We start from the raw sequence: 17746 nt of genomic DNA, 5'->3' as shown, positions 1-17746 counted from the left end.
TGGAGCGGGAAACGAGACTCGAACTCGCGACCCCGACCTTGGCAAGGTCGTGCTCTACCAACTGAGCTATTCCCGCAAAGAGGGTACTGCTTACATTTTAAAACTGGAGCGGGAAACGAGACTCGAACTCGCGACCCCGACCTTGGCAAGGTCGTGCTCTACCAACTGAGCTATTCCCGCGCCTTGTACCGTTAATAAATTCTTCACCGGTACGGGGTGCGCATTATACGAGAAATCGTTGCTGCTGCAAGCGTCTGAAAGCAAAATTTTTCGCTTTCCGCGCGTTTGCTGATTAAATCAGCAACCTGGTGATTTCATGCGCACCCGTCGCCGATTAAAGCTGCAAAAAGTGTTCGCGGTAGTACGCCAGCTCCGCCACGGACTCACGGATATCATCCAGAGCCTGGTGCGTCCCCCCTTTTTTGAAGCCAGGAAGGATATCGGGTTTCCAGCGACGAGCCAGCTCTTTCAGGGTACTGACATCCAGATAACGATAGTGGAAATACGCTTCCAGCTCAGGCATGTACTTAAACAGGAAACGACGATCCTGCCCGATGCTGTTGCCGCAGATAGGCGAGGTGTTCGCCGGAACCCACTGTTTCAGGAACTCAATGGTCGCCAGCTCTGCTGCGCGATCGTCAATCTGACTCTCCTTCACCCGCGCAACCAGACCGCTGTTGGTGTGGGTGCGGACATTCCACTCATCCATCAGCGCCAGCTGCGCATCGGACTGATGAACGGCCATGACCGGCCCTTCCGCCAGAATGTTCAGGTTGGCGTCAGTCACCAGGGTCGCAATTTCAATAATGCGATCGTGCGTCGGATCAAGTCCGGTCATCTCAAGATCAATCCAGATCAGATTCTGTTCATTTCCAGTAGCCATGCTGTTTCCTGCGGTTGCTGTAGTCGTCATTTACGATGAATAAGGTGTATCATAGACGTTTTGCCCAGCCGGGCGAAATCTGGCTAACGCTGTGAGGGTGAGTGAGTAAAAATAAACTGTCGAAGGGCCAACAACGCCGCGTAAGCGCTAACCACGATCGCCGTCTCAACCAACGCAGAGAGCGTCCGGAAGCGGATGACAACCTGTTTGGTGAAGCTGCAGATGGGGTCGTTGTCAGCCGTTTTGGCATGCACGCTGATGTTGAGGATAGCGCAGGCGTCGCCCACCGCTGCAATATCCGCCGTACCATTCGTTCGCTGGTCACCGGCGACCGGGTGCTGTGGCGTCCGGCAACCAGCGGCAACAAAGGTATTGTTGAAGCGGTGCATGAGCGCACCAGCGTATTAACCCGCCCCGATTTTTACGACGGCGTGAAGCCGATGGCGGCGAATATCGACCAGATCATCGTCGTCTCCGCAATCCTGCCTGAACTGTCGTTAAACATCATCGACCGCTATCTGGTTGCCAGCGAAACGCTGGATATTGAACCGTTGCTGGTACTGAACAAAACCGATCTGCTGGATGACAAGGCGCGCGCCTTTGTCGATAAGCAGATGGATATCTATCGCAATATTGGCTATCGCGTGGTGATGGTCTCCAGCCGGGCGAAAAACGGCATGGACGACCTGAAAGCGGCGCTGACCGACCGCATCAGTATCTTTGCCGGTCAGTCTGGCGTCGGCAAATCGAGTCTGCTGAATGCCCTGCTCGGCTTCGACAAAGAAGAGCAGGTCGCTATTCTGACTAACGAGGTTTCGGATGGCTCAGGCTTAGGCCAGCACACCACCACCGCATCGCGCCTTTATCACTTCCCGGACGGCGGCGATGTGATCGATTCACCTGGCGTGCGTGAGTTCGGTTTATGGCATCTTGAGCCGGAACAAATTACCCGCGGATTTGTCGAATTCCGCGCATTCCTTGGCGATTGCAAATTCCGCGATTGTAAACACGGCAGCGATCCCGGCTGTGCCATTCGCGAAGCGGTCGAACAGGGCAAAATCAACAGGTCCCGTTTTGATAACTACCACCGTATCCTGGAGAGCATGGCGCAGGTAAAAACGCGTAAAAATTTCCCTGATGGTGAAAGTTAATCGGTATAACCGCGTCTGAACGGATAAGCCGGGGCATTTTGCGAGGTGCATTCCAGTCGCGCGTCCAGACCGTGCAGCGTGCCGGAATTCGGGTATAGTCGCCATCTGAACGGGGCGCTGCTACAATCCGCCCCCTTTTTTACAACGTCATAAAATAGCCAGGAGGCTAAGGTGTTTGATCGTTTAAAACTCGGCTTGAATCATATTCTCCCGAAGAAATGGCTGACTGAACTTGCCGGTTGGGGCGCCAGTCGCCGCGGTGGTTGGTTTACCAAACTGGTCATTGACATCTTTGTCTGGTTTTACAAAGTCGACATGGCGGAAGCGCGTAAGCCCGATACCGCCAGCTATCGCACCTTTAATGACTTTTTCGTTCGTCCGCTGAAAGATGATGCGCGTCCGGTGGATGCCGATGCCAATCTCATCGCCCTGCCCGCGGATGGCGCTATCAGCCAGCTCGGCCACATTGATGGCGATCAGATTTTCCAGGCTAAAGGTCATCACTACACCATTGACGCCCTGCTGGCAGGTGATGAGCGGATGGCGGCACAATTTGTTGATGGCGAGTTCGTCACCACCTATCTGGCGCCCCGTGATTATCACCGCGTCCATATGCCGTGCAACGGCATCCTGCGTGAGATGATTTATGTGCCTGGCGACCTCTACTCCGTCAACCCGCTGACCGCGCGTAATATTCCCAACCTGTTCGCCCGTAACGAGCGCGTCATCTGCTACTTCGAAACCGATATCGGGCCGATGGTGCAGATCCTGGTGGGTGCCACCATTGTCGGCAGCATCGAAACCGTCTGGGCTGGCACCATCACGCCACCGCGTGAAGGCGTGATCAAGCGCTGGCACTATCCGGCAGCGGATGATGAAAACGCCGTGGTGCTGTTGAAAGGCCAGGAAATGGGCCGCTTCAAGCTTGGCTCTACCGTTATCAATCTGTTCGCACCTGGCCGCGTCAAACTGGCTGAAAGCCTGGAAGCAGAAAGCAAAACCCGTCTGGGTCAACCGCTGGCGATTGCGCTGCCGGTCGCGACAGACATTTCCGACGTCATCGTCGATTAAATTGAGTGTCCTCTGTGCGTTCGATTCTCCTCCTGCTGCTGAGCCTGTGGCTCAGCAGCCCGGCCTTCGCGGCCAGCCTTCCTGACGCCAGCCAGCTCAAACAGCAGCTGGAAGAGATAAAATCGGCCAAAAGTTCACCCTCGCAGGCTGAACAGATCCAGACGATTGAAGCCGCCTTAAACTTTCTCTCTGAACGCGATGAATCGCTGGAGCGCGCGGCGCAATATCAGCAGGTTATTGATGATTTTCCGCGTCTGGCGCGCGAACTGCGTCAGCAGATCGCCGCGCTGAGTGACAGCGGGAAAACCGTGCGCAACAACATGAGCAGCGCCGAGCTGGATCAGGAGATCCTGCAGGTCAGCAGCCAGCTGCTGGAAGAGGGGCGTCAGGCACGGCAGGAGCAGGATCGGGCGCGGGAAATCAGTGATTCGCTGTCGCAACTGCCGCAGCAGCAGACGGAAGCACGCCGGGCGATGACGGAGAGTGAACGCCGTTTGCAGAGCGTCAGCAGCAGTTCGCCACAGGGGCAGCTGCAGCTGGCGGCTCGCCAGGCGGAAAGCGCCGCGAATAAAGCGCTGGTCGATGAACTTGAGCTGGCACAGCTCTCTGCCAACAACCGTCAGGAACTGGCGCGGATGCGGGCTGAAGCCCACCAGCGCAAAGCGACTCAGCTCGATAACTATCTTCAGGCGCTGCGCAACCAGCTCAACGATCAGCGGCAACGTGAAGCCGAAGTCGCGCTGGCCCGCACCGAGCAACTGGCAGAAAACAGTGGCGATCTTCCGCCAGAGATCAGCGATCAGTTTCGGGTTAACCGCGAACTCTCGGTTGCCCTGAATCAGCAGGCGCAGCGCATGGATCTGGTGGCGTCGCAGCAGCGACTGGCCACCAACCAGATTATTCAGGTCCGTCAGGCGCTCTCTACCCTGCGTGAACAGTCGCAGTGGCTGGGTGCCTCTAATCTGCTGGGCGAAGCGCTACGGGCGCAGGTCGCGCGTCTGCCGGAGATGCCCAAGTCGCAGCAGATTGATAATGAGATGGCACAGCTTCGCGTGCAGCGTCTCAATTATGAAGATCTGCTGGAGCGCCAGGAGGCGCTGCGCAAGGGACGGCAGGCCGATGGTCAGCCCTTCACCGCAGACCAGAAGCGTATTCTTGATGCGCAGCTACGCACTCAGAGGGAACTGCTCAATTCGCTGATCTCCGGCTGTGACACGCTGATTCTGGAGATCACTAAGCTCAAGGTTGGCAACACGCAGTTGCAGGATGCGCTGACGGAAGTCAAAGAGGCGACGCACCGCTATCTGTTCTGGACCGCCGACGTTAACCCGATTGGTTTGAGTTATCCGCTGGATCTGGCCAAAGATCTTTCCCGTCTGCTGTCGCTGGATACGCTGGGTCAGCTCGGCAAAGCGATGGCGATGATGTTTACCAGCCGCAACTCGGTGCTGCCGATTATTGGTGCGTTGCTGCTGGTCGGCTTCAGCATCAGTTCGCGCCGCCACTTCAATGCTTTCCTTGACCGTGCCGCCAGCAAAGTCGGCAAGGTCACGCAGGATCGTTTCCGCCTGACTATCCGTACCCTGTTCTGGTCTATCCTGGTGGCGCTGCCGCTGCCGGTGTTATGGGGTGCGTTGGGTTATGGCCTGCAGAACGCCTGGCCCTACCCTATCGCCGTAGCGATTGGTGATGGCATTACCGCCACGCTGCCGCTGCTGTGGGCGTTTATGATCAGCGCTGCCTTTGCCCGTCCTAACGGCCTGTTCATTGTGCATTTCCGCTGGCCGCAAAACCGGGTGGCGCGCGCCATGCGCTACTACTCGCTGAGCATCGGATTAATTGTGCCGCTGATTATGTTGCTGATCGCCTTTGGTAATCTGGAAGATCGGCAGTTCTCCTCGTCGCTGGGTCGTCTCTGTTTCATCCTGATCTGCGGGGCAATCAGCATTGTGACCGTCAGCCTGAAGCGTTCCGGGATTCCGCTCTATCTCGATAAAGAGGGAAATGGCGAGAACATGGTGAACCGGATGCTGTGGAACCTGATGATCGCTATGCCGCTGATGGCTGCCCTCGCCTCCGCTGTGGGTTATCTGGCTACCGCGCAGGCGCTGCTGGCGCGACTGGAGACCTCTGTCGCCATCTGGTTCCTGTTGCTGGTTATCTATCACATTATCCGGCGCTGGATGTTGATTCAGCGTCGCCGTCTTGGCTTTGATCGCGCCCGTCAGCGCCGTGCCGATATGCTGGCTAACCGTGCGCGCAGTGAAGAGGAGAAGGAGCAAGGCTCTCTGAACACTGATGCGATTGAAATTGAAGAGCCGGTAATTGACCTGGATGCGATCAGTGCGCAGTCGCTGCGGCTGGTACGCTCTATCCTGATGCTTATCGCCCTGGTCTCTGTGATTGTGCTGTGGTCAGAAATCCATTCGGCCTTTGGCTTCCTGGAGAATATTCAGCTGTGGGACGTCAGTACCTCAGTGCAGGGCGTAGAGTCGATTCAGCCCATCACCCTGGGGTCAGTGCTGATCGCCATTCTGGTGTTTATTATCACCACCCAGCTGGTGCGCAATATGCCCGCGCTGCTTGAGCTGGCGCTGTTGCAGCATCTTAATCTGACGCCAGGTACGGGTTACGCCATCACCACACTGACCAAATATCTGCTGCTGTTGATTGGCGGGCTGATTGGTTTCTCAATGATTGGTATTGAGTGGTCGAAGCTGCAGTGGCTGGTTGCCGCGCTGGGTGTGGGACTGGGGTTTGGTTTGCAGGAGATTTTTGCCAACTTTATCTCAGGTCTGATTATCCTGTTCGAAAAGCCGATTCGTATCGGCGATACCGTGACGATCCGCGATCTGACCGGCAGTATCACGCGAATTAATACCCGCGCGACCACCATTACCGACTGGGACCGCAAAGAGATCATCGTGCCGAACAAGGCCTTTATCACCGAGCAGTTTATTAACTGGTCGCTGTCCGATTCCGTGACGCGCGTGGTGCTCACCATTCCGGCTCCGGCGAAAGTCAGCAGTGAACAGGTGACCACCATTCTGATCCAGGCAGCTGAACGCTGCAGCTATGTCCTGGACACGCCGCAACCGGAAGCCTTCCTGGTCGATCTGCAGCAAGGCATTCAGTTATTTGAACTTCGTGTGCATGCCGCTGAGATGGGACACCGTATGCCGCTGCGTCACGAACTGCATCAGTTGATTCTGAGCGGATTTGATCAGCACGGTATTGAGATGCCGTTCCCGCCGTTCCAGATGCGTATGGAAACCCTGGGTAAGAAGCTGCCTGCCAGCAACGGCACACCCGCTGCCCGCGCCTATAAGTCTGGCGGACTGTAATGCAAAACGCCCGGCAAAGCCGGGCGTTATTGCAAGTCTGAGCCGTCAGTTACTGCTTAACGAACTCTTCGCCCTGGGCGATATCTTTCTTCAGCGTATCCAGCATGCCTGACAGCGCCTGCTGTTCGTAAGCGCTGAGGGTACCAATCGGCCTGCGTTCAGCCACACCGTTTTTACCCAGCAGCAGCGGCTGGGAGAAGAAGCGCGCATGTTCACCCTCGCCTTCTACGTAAGCACACTCCACCACATTAGCTTCACCCTTCAGCGCGCGTACCAGTGACAAACCGAAACGTGCGGCTGCCTGGCCCATCGACAGCGTGGCCGAGCCGCCACCCGCTTTGGCTTCCACCACTTCGGTGCCGGCGTTCTGAATGCGTTTGGTCAGATCGGCCACTTCCTGATCGCTGAAGCTGACGCCTTTAACCTGCGACAGCAGCGGCAGAATGGTTACGCCAGAGTGGCCACCAATGACCGGGACTTCCACCTGGTCAGGCTGCTTGCCTTTCAATGCAGCCACAAAAGTATTGGCGCGAATGATATCCAGCGTGGTCACGCCGAACAGCCGATTTTTGTCGTAAACACCGTGCTTTTTCAGCACTTCTGCCGCAATGGCCACGGTGGTATTGACCGGGTTGGTGATGACACCAATCAACGCTTTAGGTGCCGTTGTGGCAACCTGTTCGATCAGGTTACGGACGATGCCTGCGTTAACGTTAAACAGGTCGGCGCGATCCATACCGGGCTTACGTGCGACACCAGCGGAAATCAGTACCACATCGGCACCCTGTAAGGCAGGCGTGGCGTCTTCTCCACTGAATCCCTGAATAGCCACTGCGGTAGGAATATGGCTGAGATCAACGGCAACACCCGGCGTAACCGGCGCGATGTCATACAGCGAGAGTTCTGAACCTGCGGGAAGCTGGGTTTTGAGCAGAAGTGCGAGCGCCTGGCCTATGCCGCCAGCGGCACCGAGAACGGCAACTTTCATTCTTAACTCCTTATTAAGGTGGGGCAGAGATGGGCCGAAATTCTATCTGTGTCAGACCTTAATCAACTGCTCAGGCGATGATAAATATCCGTTGTTAATTCTACGTGTTTTCACACTTAATCTCCGGATTCAAAAGTTACTTATCATTGCACCTGAATGACCGACAACTTTGCCGTCGTCAGACAGAGAACGGCTACGTGCGTTTTCTGTTACTACACCACCAATAATATAACAACTTTGCAACCTTCGCCTTCCGGGGCTGTGACGCGTGTTTTGGTCTGAGCGGATTTATTTGCTATTATCGCCGCCCGCTAGCCGCCCGGACGCTGCTCATCAATCGATCGATTGCATAAAAATGCATATAAATGCATAATCACCACTCTGCCGCGGGCGGATGCGCGGTTATTCTCTCTATTTATTGGTAACCTATGCGAAACCCATCGAAACAAGACGATCTGGTTAAGGCTTTCAAAGCCTTATTAAAAGAAGAAAAATTCAGTTCCCAGGGCGAAATTGTTCAGGCGCTTCAGGACGAGGGCTTTGAAAATATCAATCAGTCCAAAGTCTCGCGAATGCTGACCAAGTTTGGCGCAGTGCGCACCCGGAATGCCAGGATGGAGATGGTCTATTGCCTGCCCGCTGAGCTGGGTGTGCCGACCACCACCAGCCCGTTAAAAAACCTGGTACTGGATATCGACTACAACGATGCACTGGTAGTGATTCATACCAGTCCCGGCGCAGCACAGCTGATTGCACGTATGCTGGATTCACTGGGTAAGTCGCACGGGATTCTGGGTACCATCGCGGGCGATGACACAATCTTTATTACCCGCGCGCGTGACTTCACCGTTAAGCAGCTGCACGGTGCCATCCTCACCCTGTTTGAACAGGAACTCTGATCGCGGACTGACGAGAGGCCATCATGTGCCAGATCGTCAGTTCGTTCTCTCTGCTCACCCCTTTCCACAATAGTCACCCGCTCTGGATAAGTAATAAGCCTGCTTTTACACGCCCGGCTGTTGGTCAGATCGATAACTCTGCTTCACTTTATGCGCTATTTTACACTGCTTTACATCACTGAACCGGCACCATTGCCCGGATCCAGATCAAACTCCAGCCCGATATACCCCCGACTTTCGCACTAAAAGTTAAAGTGATCTATCTCACTGTTTTTGCAATTAAAAGTGGCTTAAAGGTTACTTTTTATCCTTTTTTATAACGTTAAGTTATTAAAAGTAGCCATAAGGATAAAGAATCACAAAAAAACATTATTAGCGAGGTATTAATTTCTGACGTTATTAGTTCTATACTTCTTTTCGTGATGCAAATCACACTAAATAAAAAGATAAAAATAGACGACGAGGAAAAATCTATGAACGTAAAAACTACTATTGCTACCCTAAGCATTCTCTCCGCCCTCTCATTTGGTGCTGTGGCAGCAGAGTCTATTGATGCGTCACAGGCGCAGAATCTGCAGGCTGTCGGCACCATCAGTGTCAGCGGCGTGGCGGGTTCACCGATGGATATCAAACAGAAACTCAGCGACAAAGCCGATCAGCAGGGCGCAAAAGCCTATCGCGTGATTGAGGCATACAACAACGGCAACTATCACGCTACCGCCGCACTGTATAACTAAGGCGTAACCGATAATGCCATCTGCTCTCTGTCTGACGCGCCCTTTTGCGCTCCGGAGAGCTGAAGCAGAAATTTCAGGAGAGTTGACCATGAAAATGAGATTAGCTATCGCTGCACTGAGTCTGGCATCCCTGTTCTCAGTAGGTGCCAACGCCGCCAGCCTGGTGTCCAATGAACAGGCACAGGGTCTGCAGCCAATGAATCAGACCATCAGCATTGGTGGACGAAATGGCGACCAGACGCATATCCGTCAGGTGCTGTCAGAGAAAGCGGATGCCCAGGGCGCAAGCCACTATCGCATCATCGAAAACAACCAGGATAACACCTGGCATGTCACCGCTGAGCTTTATAAATAATTAACCGTGATGACGCCTGAAGGGCGTCAGAAGATATCGACGACCCGCCTTTACGAGTAACCGCAGGTTGTTGAATGTATTGAGGAGATAATCATGAATATTAAAACAACCATCGCTACAGTCAGTCTGCTTTCCGTTATGACGTTCGGCGCATCAGCCGCACAGCTGGTCACCGGCGATCAGACGCAGAACCTGCAGCCTGCGGGCACCGTAACCATCAGTGGAACCGCGGGATCGCCAATGGATTACCGCGCTGAGCTTTCTCAGAAAGCGGATGAACAGGGTGCCAGCGCCTATAAAGTTATTGAGGCGCGCACCGGCGATAACTATCACATCACCGCACAGCTTTATAAATAATTCCTCGTCAGATGTATGACGAACCCTTTGGCCCCGCTCGCCGGGGCCTTTTTTTATCTGACGTTTTATCTGACGTTAAAGTGAAGCTGACCTTCCAGCTCCTCTTCCGCTTCATCAAATAACAGAATCAGCGCGCCATAACGCCGTCGCTGTCCCCTGCCCAGATTAACAAACTCAATCTCCAGCGGCAGCGGTAACAGATCGCCCGTCACCACATCCCATAATCCATCCAGATCGCAGATGCGGCGCTCCTCCAGCGCAAATCGCTCGCTGAACTGGCGGAAGAAATGGGCCTGATCGACAATTTCATTAAAATCAAAACGCTCGATTTTCATGCTGACGGCTCCCATGCTCCGTCTGCGGGCGACCTGCGTCGCCCGTTACTGTCCGCTAGCTCAAACCGCCCAGGTGCAGCGCTTTGACCTCCAGATACTCTTCCATGCCGAGTACCGAACCTTCGCGGCCCAGCCCCGACTCTTTCACACCACCAAACGGCGCCAGCTCGGTTGATACGGCACATTCATTAATGCCGATCATGCCGCTTTCCAGCGCGGCTGAAACACGGAACACCCGCTGCAGATTCTGGGTGTAAAAGTATGCGGCAAGGCCGAACGGTGTATCGTTAGCACGACGGATGACGTCATCTTCATCATCAAAGCGGAAACAGGCAGCCACCGGACCAAAGGTCTCCTCCTGCGCGAGCTGCATCCCTTCGTGCGCCTCAGTAATCACAGTGGGCTGCCAGAAGTTGCCACCCAGCGCATGTCGCTCGCCACCCGCCAGTAATTTGCCACCTTTTGCTACCGCATCATTGACGTGCTGCTCAACCTTTTCCACCGCCGATGCCTCAATTAATGGCCCGACAATCACCCCCTCTTCCATGCCGTTGCCCACCTTCAGCTTGTTCACTTCGGTAGCCAGCTGCTGAGTAAAACGATCATAGATTGCATTGTGAATGTAGAAGCGGTTTACGCTGACGCACACCTGGCCCGCATTACGGAATTTGTTGGCAATGGCGCCCTGCACGGCGGCATCAATATCGGCATCGTCAAACACGATATAAGGGGCATTACCCCCCAGCTCCATCGACACTTTTTTCATGGTTTCGGCAGCATTACGCATCAGCAGCTTGCCCACCTGGGTGGAGCCGGTGAACGAGATTTTACGCACCGCTTTGCTGGCCATGATGGCATCGCTGATAGCATGGGTATCACCGGCTACCGCATTCAGTACACCATCAGGCACGCCTGCCTCCTTCGCCAGCGCCAGCAGGGCAAAGGCGGAGAGTGGCGTGTTATTGGCAGGTTTGATAATGCCGGTGCAGCCGGCAGCCAGAGCTGGCCCCAGTTTGCGGGTCAGCATCGCCATCGGGAAATTCCACGGCGTAATGGCGGCCACAACGCCAATCGGTTCGCGGGTTGCCAGAATACGGGAGCCGGGTTTAGCTGGCGGAATAATCTCACCATTGGTCCGTTTCGCCTGCTCGGCGAACCACTGAATAAAACTGGCGGCGTATTCTACTTCCCCTTCCGCCTCTTTCAGGGGCTTGCCCTGTTCGGTCGTCATCAGCTGTCCCAGCCAGCGCTTGTTCTCAATGATCAGCTGGTACCAGCGAGTGAGAATTTCAGCGCGCGCTTTTGCAGTCTGCGCCCGCCAGGCGGGAAATGCGCGCTCCGCTGCGGCGATAGCCTGTTCCGTTTCAGCTTTACCCGCTTTCGCCACCTGTGCAATCACCTCACCGGTCGCCGGATTGGTCACGTCAAAGGTAGAAGCCGCCTGATGCCACTGGCCGTCCGCTAAATAGCCGGTCCGGAACAGTTCGCTCTCTTGCAGTGATTTCATTGATTCGCTCCTGTCAGTTTTGCTCTTCCGTCTGGAGAGTATAGTTGGCAAAAGCGACAGATTTTGTGATGGGTGGGGATTGCGCAGGCCGCTGCAGGTCACAGCGGCCAGATTCAGATTTGGATGAGCGTGTTCTGGTACTTATCCAGCATCATAGCCAGTCGTTTTACCGGTTCCGTTACGCTGGCGGGAGCCTCGTAATGGGCCAGTTTTTCCTGATAGACATCCAGCTCTTTCAGCAGACGTTCAAAGTAGTAACGCCGCTTGTCATCGCTGCTGGCGGAGATCACCCGGTCAGCGGTGTAACGCAACTGCCGGTGATAAGCAGAGAGATCGGCATTCACCGGCACTTCTGCGTCGCGTAACCGCTGATGACCGATGATCAGCGTCAGGGCGATGCGATATTTGTTGATATCGCCCGGAAACAGGTTGAGCAGCAGAAACAGTTGCTGATAGAGCGCTGGCAGATGGTTTTCACGCCGGCGCGCCTGATTGGTCGTCATGGCAGAGACAGCCGCATACATAAAGCGGTTCAGCAGCTTGCGGCCGGTACGCGCTTTTGATTTATCACGAATCAGCAGGATCACCATCATCGCCACGAAGCAGCCGATGACCTGGCCCAGAACGTTATCGAGAAAGACGTTAATGTGGAATTCCATCGGATTATCCAGCACCAGAACATTAAGGGTGCCAATCAATGCCCCCAGCGTGCCGAGCTGACGCCGCTGAATGAAGATACCACCGATAAAACCGAGCAGGCCGATTGCGATGCAGAGCAGCAGTGCGCTCTGCTGCGTCGCCGGGAGAACATACATAAAGTAGAGCGCGCCCAGCGGAACCGCGACCGTCATGCCGTAGAGAAAGTCCTTTGCCATCATCAGCGGGTTGGGCATACGCATCGCCAGTGCGGTGATGACAGCCAGCATGACCATGCAGCCACTGCCAGAGGTCCAGCCGGTATAGAGCCAGAACAGCGAACCCAGCGCGGTCGCCACAAAGGTACGGATACCATTGATCATCGCATGATGCGTTTCAGCGGAACGCGCCTGGATCACCACTTCGCGCTGCAGAATCTCCTCTTCCAGCGAGGTGATCCGGCTATTACTTTTGATCCCTTTCAGTAGCAGCAGATATTCGGTAGCAGTGCCTACCCAGCTGGCCAGCGTGACCGGCGTTGATTTGCCGCTGGCACCAATCACCCGCCGCATCACTTTCATCCGCTTATGCACCTCTTCAACGGTCGAGGCTGGTTTTTCAACCATCAGACGATACTGGGGCGGAATGTAATCAGGACGGGAATTCTGGATCAGAAAGGTTTCGGCTGCCTGTGTAATCAGCGTCAGTGACAGCGTATTGAGCATCTGCAAACGGCGGTTGCTGTTCTTCCAGCGTGAGGACTCCATCATCAACTGGCTGCGCATGCTGTTCAGCGCCGTGGTGCGCCGTACCAGCGCGCTCCAGGCTTTGTCGACCTCTTCTTTATCACCGTGAGCGACGCAGAGTTGCAGCAGGTTGTAGTGTGCCACCAGCAGCGAATCGACCTCAGCGTCGATCACTTTTTTAATCGAACGGGGTGAGAAAATCATGTCGGCCAGAATGGCACACAGGATGCCGAGTACGATTTCACTGCAGCGCTCTACCGCATATTGTGGCACCAGCGTCAGACCGCCGCTGGCGTTAGCCGTCACCACAATAATCAGCGCGGTGTAGCCCGCCAGTCCGAGCGCGTAAGAGTTTTCTACCTTGATCAGCGAAGAGAGCCAGACGCAGAGTCCTGCCCAGATGCAGCACAGCAGCAGCATCACGACCGGTGCACGCACGGTGGCGATCATGATGGTCAGCGCGGCGATACAGCCAATAAATGTCCCGATAATACGCAAAACGCCGCGATAGCGCAGCGCCCCGGAATAGGGGTCACCCCCGGCCGCAAACGCGGTACCGCCGGCCACGATACCGGCGGTCATCACCGCCCAACGCGGCGTTTCAAGGTTAAAGTGAAAACCCACCATCAGCGCTAACACCAGCGCAAAGGTGAGCTTTACCGGGAACCGCAGGAACTCGATCATATCGCCCTCTTAACCAAACTCACGCAGGCGATTAAACAGTCGGACCATCGGTGAAACCTGTTCAGGCTGACGATCGGCCTGACCGGTGATCACCACTGTCGCTGTCGTGCCCGCCGGGAAGCGATTGCCGGGCTGCTGATCAAGCCGGATGCGCACCGGCACACGTTGCGCCAGACGCACCCACTCCAGATTGGAGTCCACCGTTGCCATGCCTTTGCTGTCGACCGAGCTGCTGCTGTTGGTGACGCCAGCCGCCACACTGTCTACGGTGCCGCGCAACACGATGTTGCTGCCAAGTGGGGTGACTTCCGCGCGGAAGCCCTTCTCCACGCCGTGCAGTTTGGTCTCTTCCAGGTAAGCCAGCACATAGAAAGAGTGCTGCTGAACCAGCGCCACGGCAACCGAACCACGGGTAATAAACTCACCCTGGTAGACATTCAGGTTGGTGACCCAGCCATCGGATGGCGCTTTCACCGTGGTGCGCTCAAGGTCGATCTTCGCCAGATCGCGTGTCGCCACCGATTTCGCCAGCTGGTGCTCGCTGGTTTGCAGATCGTTATTGGATTGCTCGATAGCCTCGCGCGACATGGCGGAGGTGCCCAGCTGGTTACGGCGCCCGGCTTCGCGACGTTTCTCACTGACCAGTGCCTGGTAATATTCAACATCCGCCTGCGCCTGATCGAGCGCTTTTTGATAGCGCGGCCGGTCAACCACAAACAGCGTATCGCCCTTCTTCACCAGCTGGTTGTCGTGTACCGGAACCTCGGTGATCAGGCCGGTGACGTCAGGGGAGATCGCCACCACGTCAGCGGCGAAACGCGCATCACGGGTCCAGGGCGATTCGGTATAGAAGACCCAGGCACGGAAAATAATGACCACTGCGATGATGACTAGCAGGATAGTAATCGCGTAGCGCGCGATTTTTCTTATGAGTGCTTTCACTTAAACCTCAGACTAATAAACGGGAGACAAGGTAAAACACACAGCAGTAAAGCGCTGTATTAAAAAGTGCCGGATGCCAGACAAGATCGTAGATACCGCTCGGCGTAAGCACGCGTTTCACTAACCAGAACAGCATCAGTGAAATAATAAGTTCGATGAAAATGGGCGGAAAAGAGAGCCCAAACATGACAAATACCGGAAGCACACTCATCACAAATCCTTAGTTCGACCTTGCCGGGATACTCATGCCTCTTCAGATGTCGCAGGAAAACCCTCTGGAAGCGTTATCCGAACCGCAGCTGGCTTAATAATAGCGTATCATCGAAGGGTATCAGGCAATGAAGAATCACCGGGAAATACCCCGGCGCGCTTATAATAACGCGCCTGACTATAAGTTTTCTACAGAATGTGATCTAAATCACTTTTAAGTCAGAGTAAATAATGGAACGACTGAAAGGCATGTCTGTCTTCGCTAAAGTGGTCGAACTGGGTTCGTTTACCGCTGCGGCGCGTCAGCTTCATCTGAGCGTCTCATCAATCAGCCAGATCGTCGCGAAACTGGAAGATGCATTGCAGGTAAAACTGCTGAATCGCAGTACCCGCAGTATCGGGCTGACCGAAGCGGGCAAAATCTATTATCAGGGCTGCCGCCGTATGCTGGCCGAAGCGACGCAGGTGCATGAACAGCTTTACGCTTTTAACAATACGCCCATTGGCGTACTGCGAATTGGCAGCTCCTCTACCATGGCGCAGAACGTGTTAGCCGGCATGACCAGCGATATGCTGCGGGAATATCCGGGGCTGAGTGTGAATCTGGTCACCGGCGTTCCGGCCCCGGATCTGATCGCGGATGGTCTGGATCTGGTGATTCGGGTGGGAGCGTTAAAAGATTCCAGCTTATTTTCGCGTCGCCTGGGTGCGATGCCGATGGTGGTGTGCGCCGCAAAAAGCTATCTGGCGCAGCATGGTACGCCGGAGAAGCCGGGTGATATCGATAATTTTTCCTGGCTGGAATATAGCGTACGGCCCGACAACAATTTCGAACTGATTGCGCCGGAAGGATTAGTGACACGCCTGGCACCCCAGGGACGTTTTGTGACCAATGATTCCCTGACGCTGATTCGCTGGCTGAAGTCGGGCAATGGCATCGCCTATGTGCCGATGATGTGGGTGATTGATGAGATCACCGCAGGCGAGATCGATATTCTGTTTCCGCAGTATCAGTCCGATCCGCGCCCGGTCTACGCGCTCTATACCGAGAAGGATAAGTTACCGCTTAAGGTGCAGGTCTGTATCGATTATCTGACCGGCTATTTTGAACAGGTGGCTGAACAGTATCAGCAGCACCGTAAAAGCTAACAATAAATTGTTGACAACATCTGTCCCGACCAGCTGTAAGACCCAGCCAGCGAAGGGAACACGGTCAGATCGGAAAGACGCAAAATCCGTCATCCCAGACACGCTCGGCCCGCGCCATCTGTGGCGCGGGACGCTTTCCTCCTCTGCCCGTGTTCCCTGCGCTTTCAGCTATTGCATTGCTGCCAGGTTCATCCGGCTATGGATTTGTCAGCATTCTGACAACCCGCCAGGCGGCGGGTTGTTGGGGTCACATCAGGCGGTGCCGCCGATGGTCAGTTTATCCAGCTTCAGGGTCGGCTGACCGACACCGACCGGCAGGCTCTGTCCCTCTTTACCACAGACGCCGACGCCTTTATCCAGCGCCAGGTCATTACCCACCATCGAGATCTGCTGCATCGCTTCGATGCCGGAACCAATCAGCGTTGCGCCTTTAACCGGTTTGGTGATTTTGCCGTTCTCAATCAGATAAGCCTCTGAGGTTGAGAAGACAAATTTACCGGAGGTGATATCCACCTGACCGCCACCAAAGTTGGGCGCATAGAGGCCATACTCAACGCTTTCAATAATATCCTGCGGTGATGACTTGCCAGCCAGCATATAGGTGTTGGTCATGCGCGGCATCGGCAGATGCGCGTAGGATTCACGACGTCCGTTACCGGTAGGGCTAACCCCCATCAGTCGCGCATTCAGCTTGTCCTGCATGTAGCCTTTCAGCACACCATTCTCAATCAGCATGTTGTACTGACCGGGAACGCCCTCATCATCTACCGCCAGTGAACCGCGCAGCCCTTCAAGGGTGCCGTCATCCACCACGGTACAGAGGTCAGACGCAACCTGCTGACCAATTTTACCGCTGAACACCGAGGTGCCACGGCGATTGAAGTCGCCTTCCAGACCGTGACCGACCGCTTCATGCAGCAGCACGCCCGGCCAGCCCGCACCCAGTACCACCGGCAACGCACCAGCGGGTGCGGCCACGGCGGAGAGATTCACCAGCGCCATACGCACCGCTTCACGCGCCCAGGCGTCAGCGCGGACTTCGCCATCTTCATCTGCCAGGAAAAATGCATAACCGGTACGCGCACCGCCGCCGCTTGCGCCGCGTTCACGTTTGCCCTGATCTTCCACCTGGACACTAATAGAGAGGCGAACCAGCGGACGGACATCTGCCGCCAGCGTGCCGTCAGTCGCGGCTACCAATACCTGCTCGTAAACGCCGGTCAGGCTGGCATTGACTTCCTGCACGCGCGGATCAGCCGCACGAGCCACTTTATCAACGCGATGCAGCAGGGCGATTTTGTCTTCACGTGTCAGGCTGCTCAGCGGATCGATAGCCTGATAGAGCGAACGGTTCATCACGGCAGAAAGCGTGTGTGCCTTGCCATTTCCCTGTTCGCGTACGATGCTGCGTGCGGCTTCAGAGGAGAGACGCAGTGCATTCAGCGTGATCTGGTCTGCATAGGCGAAGCCGGTTTTCTCCCCGCTGACCGCACGCACGCCCACACCCTGATCGATATGGTAGGAGCCATCTTTAATGATTTTGTCTTCCAGCACCCAGGATTCGTGAAAGCTGGACTGAAAATAGAGATCGGCATAATCCAGACGACGTTCTGAAAGCTGCCCTAACAGGGAAAATAGGTCCTGCTGATTAATGCCGTTAGCAGTCAGTAACTGCTCACTTACCAGGTTCAGAGTCATCGTTTCTCACTCATTATGTGCTCAGATAATCATAGCCTGCGGTAATTCCGGTAC

General features: G+C 55.2%; 16 protein-coding genes and 2 tRNA genes. 8 read left to right on the top strand and 10 right to left on the bottom strand.

Annotated elements, in window-relative coordinates:
* The 3 genes from HFD94_RS21880 to orn all read right to left on the bottom strand — a co-directional run bounded on the left by HFD94_RS21880 (position 1) and on the right by orn (position 883).
* A tRNA-Gly gene (locus tag HFD94_RS21880) sits at positions 1 to 76 on the bottom strand.
* A gap of 28 nt (positions 77 to 104) precedes the next feature.
* Positions 105 to 180: transfer RNA gene (locus HFD94_RS21875), tRNA-Gly, on the bottom strand.
* A 154-nt stretch (positions 181 to 334) separates the two neighbouring features.
* On the bottom strand, positions 335 to 883 hold the full coding sequence (orn, locus tag HFD94_RS21870) for an oligoribonuclease (RefSeq protein WP_010256094.1): 549 nt from the start codon (positions 881 to 883) through the stop codon (positions 335 to 337).
* 101 nt (positions 884 to 984) lie between these two features.
* On the opposite strand from orn, the gene rsgA reads away from it, so the two are divergent.
* The 3 genes from rsgA to mscM all read left to right on the top strand — a co-directional run bounded on the left by rsgA (position 985) and on the right by mscM (position 6449).
* The gene (gene rsgA / locus HFD94_RS21865; protein ID WP_010256092.1) at positions 985 to 2034 is read left to right on the top strand and encodes a small ribosomal subunit biogenesis GTPase RsgA; all 1050 of its coding nucleotides are present in this window, start codon (positions 985 to 987) and stop codon (positions 2032 to 2034) included.
* Positions 2035 to 2205: 171 nt separating this feature from the next.
* Positions 2206 to 3105 carry an archaetidylserine decarboxylase gene (asd, locus tag HFD94_RS21860; RefSeq protein ID WP_122889553.1) on the top strand — a complete coding sequence of 300 codons (900 nt, stop codon included), beginning with the start codon at positions 2206 to 2208 and terminating at the stop codon, positions 3103 to 3105.
* 14 nt (positions 3106 to 3119) lie between these two features.
* A complete protein-coding gene (mscM, locus tag HFD94_RS21855; RefSeq protein WP_122889552.1) occupies positions 3120 to 6449 on the top strand; it encodes a miniconductance mechanosensitive channel MscM in 3330 nt (1109 codons plus the stop codon).
* Between the two features lie 49 nt (positions 6450 to 6498).
* Here mscM and mdh read toward each other — a convergent pair whose 3' ends face one another.
* On the bottom strand, positions 6499 to 7437 hold the full coding sequence (mdh, locus tag HFD94_RS21850) for a malate dehydrogenase (protein ID WP_010699812.1): 939 nt from the start codon (positions 7435 to 7437) through the stop codon (positions 6499 to 6501).
* A gap of 428 nt (positions 7438 to 7865) precedes the next feature.
* Here mdh and argR point away from each other — a divergent pair, with 428 nt between their 5' ends.
* The 4 genes from argR to yhcN (HFD94_RS21830) all read left to right on the top strand — a co-directional run bounded on the left by argR (position 7866) and on the right by yhcN (HFD94_RS21830) (position 9785).
* Positions 7866 to 8336 carry a transcriptional regulator ArgR gene (gene argR, locus HFD94_RS21845; protein ID WP_010256080.1) on the top strand — a complete coding sequence of 157 codons (471 nt, stop codon included), beginning with the start codon at positions 7866 to 7868 and terminating at the stop codon, positions 8334 to 8336.
* Positions 8337 to 8809: 473 nt separating this feature from the next.
* Positions 8810 to 9073: a peroxide/acid stress response protein YhcN gene (gene yhcN / locus HFD94_RS21840; protein WP_022623941.1), complete on the top strand. Its 264-nt coding sequence runs from the start codon at positions 8810 to 8812 to the stop codon at positions 9071 to 9073.
* Between the two features lie 88 nt (positions 9074 to 9161).
* Positions 9162 to 9428, top strand: a complete 267-nt coding sequence (locus tag HFD94_RS21835; protein WP_060681159.1) for a YdgH/BhsA/McbA-like domain containing protein — start codon at positions 9162 to 9164, stop codon at positions 9426 to 9428.
* Between the two features lie 93 nt (positions 9429 to 9521).
* Positions 9522 to 9785 carry a peroxide/acid stress response protein YhcN gene (gene yhcN, locus HFD94_RS21830; protein WP_052271667.1) on the top strand — a complete coding sequence of 88 codons (264 nt, stop codon included), beginning with the start codon at positions 9522 to 9524 and terminating at the stop codon, positions 9783 to 9785.
* Positions 9786 to 9850: 65 nt separating this feature from the next.
* On the opposite strand, the gene HFD94_RS21825 is transcribed toward yhcN (HFD94_RS21830), so the two are convergent.
* From HFD94_RS21825 to aaeX, 5 genes are all read right to left on the bottom strand, one after another.
* Positions 9851 to 10120: a hypothetical protein gene (locus HFD94_RS21825; RefSeq protein WP_010256069.1), complete on the bottom strand. Its 270-nt coding sequence runs from the start codon at positions 10118 to 10120 to the stop codon at positions 9851 to 9853.
* A 55-nt stretch (positions 10121 to 10175) separates the two neighbouring features.
* Positions 10176 to 11627 carry an NAD-dependent succinate-semialdehyde dehydrogenase gene (locus tag HFD94_RS21820; protein WP_010699815.1) on the bottom strand — a complete coding sequence of 484 codons (1452 nt, stop codon included), beginning with the start codon at positions 11625 to 11627 and terminating at the stop codon, positions 10176 to 10178.
* Between the two features lie 113 nt (positions 11628 to 11740).
* Complete coding sequence (gene aaeB, locus HFD94_RS21815; RefSeq protein ID WP_010256064.1) at positions 11741 to 13693, bottom strand: p-hydroxybenzoic acid efflux pump subunit AaeB; 1953 nt, start codon at positions 13691 to 13693, stop codon at positions 11741 to 11743.
* A 9-nt stretch (positions 13694 to 13702) separates the two neighbouring features.
* Positions 13703 to 14635, bottom strand: a complete 933-nt coding sequence (gene aaeA / locus HFD94_RS21810; protein WP_010256061.1) for a p-hydroxybenzoic acid efflux pump subunit AaeA — start codon at positions 14633 to 14635, stop codon at positions 13703 to 13705.
* 7 nt (positions 14636 to 14642) lie between these two features.
* A complete protein-coding gene (gene aaeX, locus HFD94_RS21805) occupies positions 14643 to 14846 on the bottom strand; it encodes a p-hydroxybenzoic acid efflux pump operon protein AaeX (protein WP_010256058.1) in 204 nt (67 codons plus the stop codon).
* Between the two features lie 230 nt (positions 14847 to 15076).
* On the opposite strand from aaeX, the gene aaeR reads away from it, so the two are divergent.
* Positions 15077 to 15994: an HTH-type transcriptional activator AaeR gene (aaeR, locus tag HFD94_RS21800; protein WP_010256055.1), complete on the top strand. Its 918-nt coding sequence runs from the start codon at positions 15077 to 15079 to the stop codon at positions 15992 to 15994.
* A gap of 252 nt (positions 15995 to 16246) precedes the next feature.
* Here aaeR and tldD read toward each other — a convergent pair whose 3' ends face one another.
* Positions 16247 to 17692 (bottom strand): metalloprotease TldD, encoded by a 1446-nt coding sequence (tldD, locus tag HFD94_RS21795; RefSeq protein WP_010699816.1) that lies wholly within the window; start codon positions 17690 to 17692, stop codon positions 16247 to 16249.
* Between the last annotated feature and the right edge of the window lie 54 nt (positions 17693 to 17746).

Source organism: Pantoea sp. EKM20T (genome assembly GCF_011800485.1).
GTDB lineage: Bacteria > Pseudomonadota > Gammaproteobacteria > Enterobacterales > Enterobacteriaceae > Pantoea > Pantoea agglomerans.
The sequence above is the reverse complement of the archived record's forward strand: the minus strand, read 5'-3'. Positions and strand labels throughout refer to the sequence as shown.

Bases quoted from the DNA above. Each gene is read 5' to 3' on its own strand.
- orn (WP_010256094.1), bottom strand. From the start codon at position 883: ATGGCTACTGGAAATGAACAGAATCTGATCTGGATTGATCTTGAGATG.
- mdh (WP_010699812.1), bottom strand. From the start codon at position 7,437: ATGAAAGTTGCCGTTCTCGGTGCCGCTGGCGGCATAGGCCAGGCGCTC.
- argR (WP_010256080.1), top strand. From the start codon at position 7,866: ATGCGAAACCCATCGAAACAAGACGATCTGGTTAAGGCTTTCAAAGCC.
- yhcN (WP_022623941.1), top strand. From the start codon at position 8,810: ATGAACGTAAAAACTACTATTGCTACCCTAAGCATTCTCTCCGCCCTC.
- HFD94_RS21835 (WP_060681159.1), top strand. From the start codon at position 9,162: ATGAAAATGAGATTAGCTATCGCTGCACTGAGTCTGGCATCCCTGTTC.
- yhcN (WP_052271667.1), top strand. From the start codon at position 9,522: ATGAATATTAAAACAACCATCGCTACAGTCAGTCTGCTTTCCGTTATG.
- HFD94_RS21825 (WP_010256069.1), bottom strand. From the start codon at position 10,120: ATGAAAATCGAGCGTTTTGATTTTAATGAAATTGTCGATCAGGCCCAT.
- HFD94_RS21820 (WP_010699815.1), bottom strand. From the start codon at position 11,627: ATGAAATCACTGCAAGAGAGCGAACTGTTCCGGACCGGCTATTTAGCG.
- aaeB (WP_010256064.1), bottom strand. From the start codon at position 13,693: ATGATCGAGTTCCTGCGGTTCCCGGTAAAGCTCACCTTTGCGCTGGTG.
- aaeX (WP_010256058.1), bottom strand. From the start codon at position 14,846: ATGAGTGTGCTTCCGGTATTTGTCATGTTTGGGCTCTCTTTTCCGCCC.
- aaeR (WP_010256055.1), top strand. From the start codon at position 15,077: ATGGAACGACTGAAAGGCATGTCTGTCTTCGCTAAAGTGGTCGAACTG.
- tldD (WP_010699816.1), bottom strand. From the start codon at position 17,692: ATGACTCTGAACCTGGTAAGTGAGCAGTTACTGACTGCTAACGGCATT.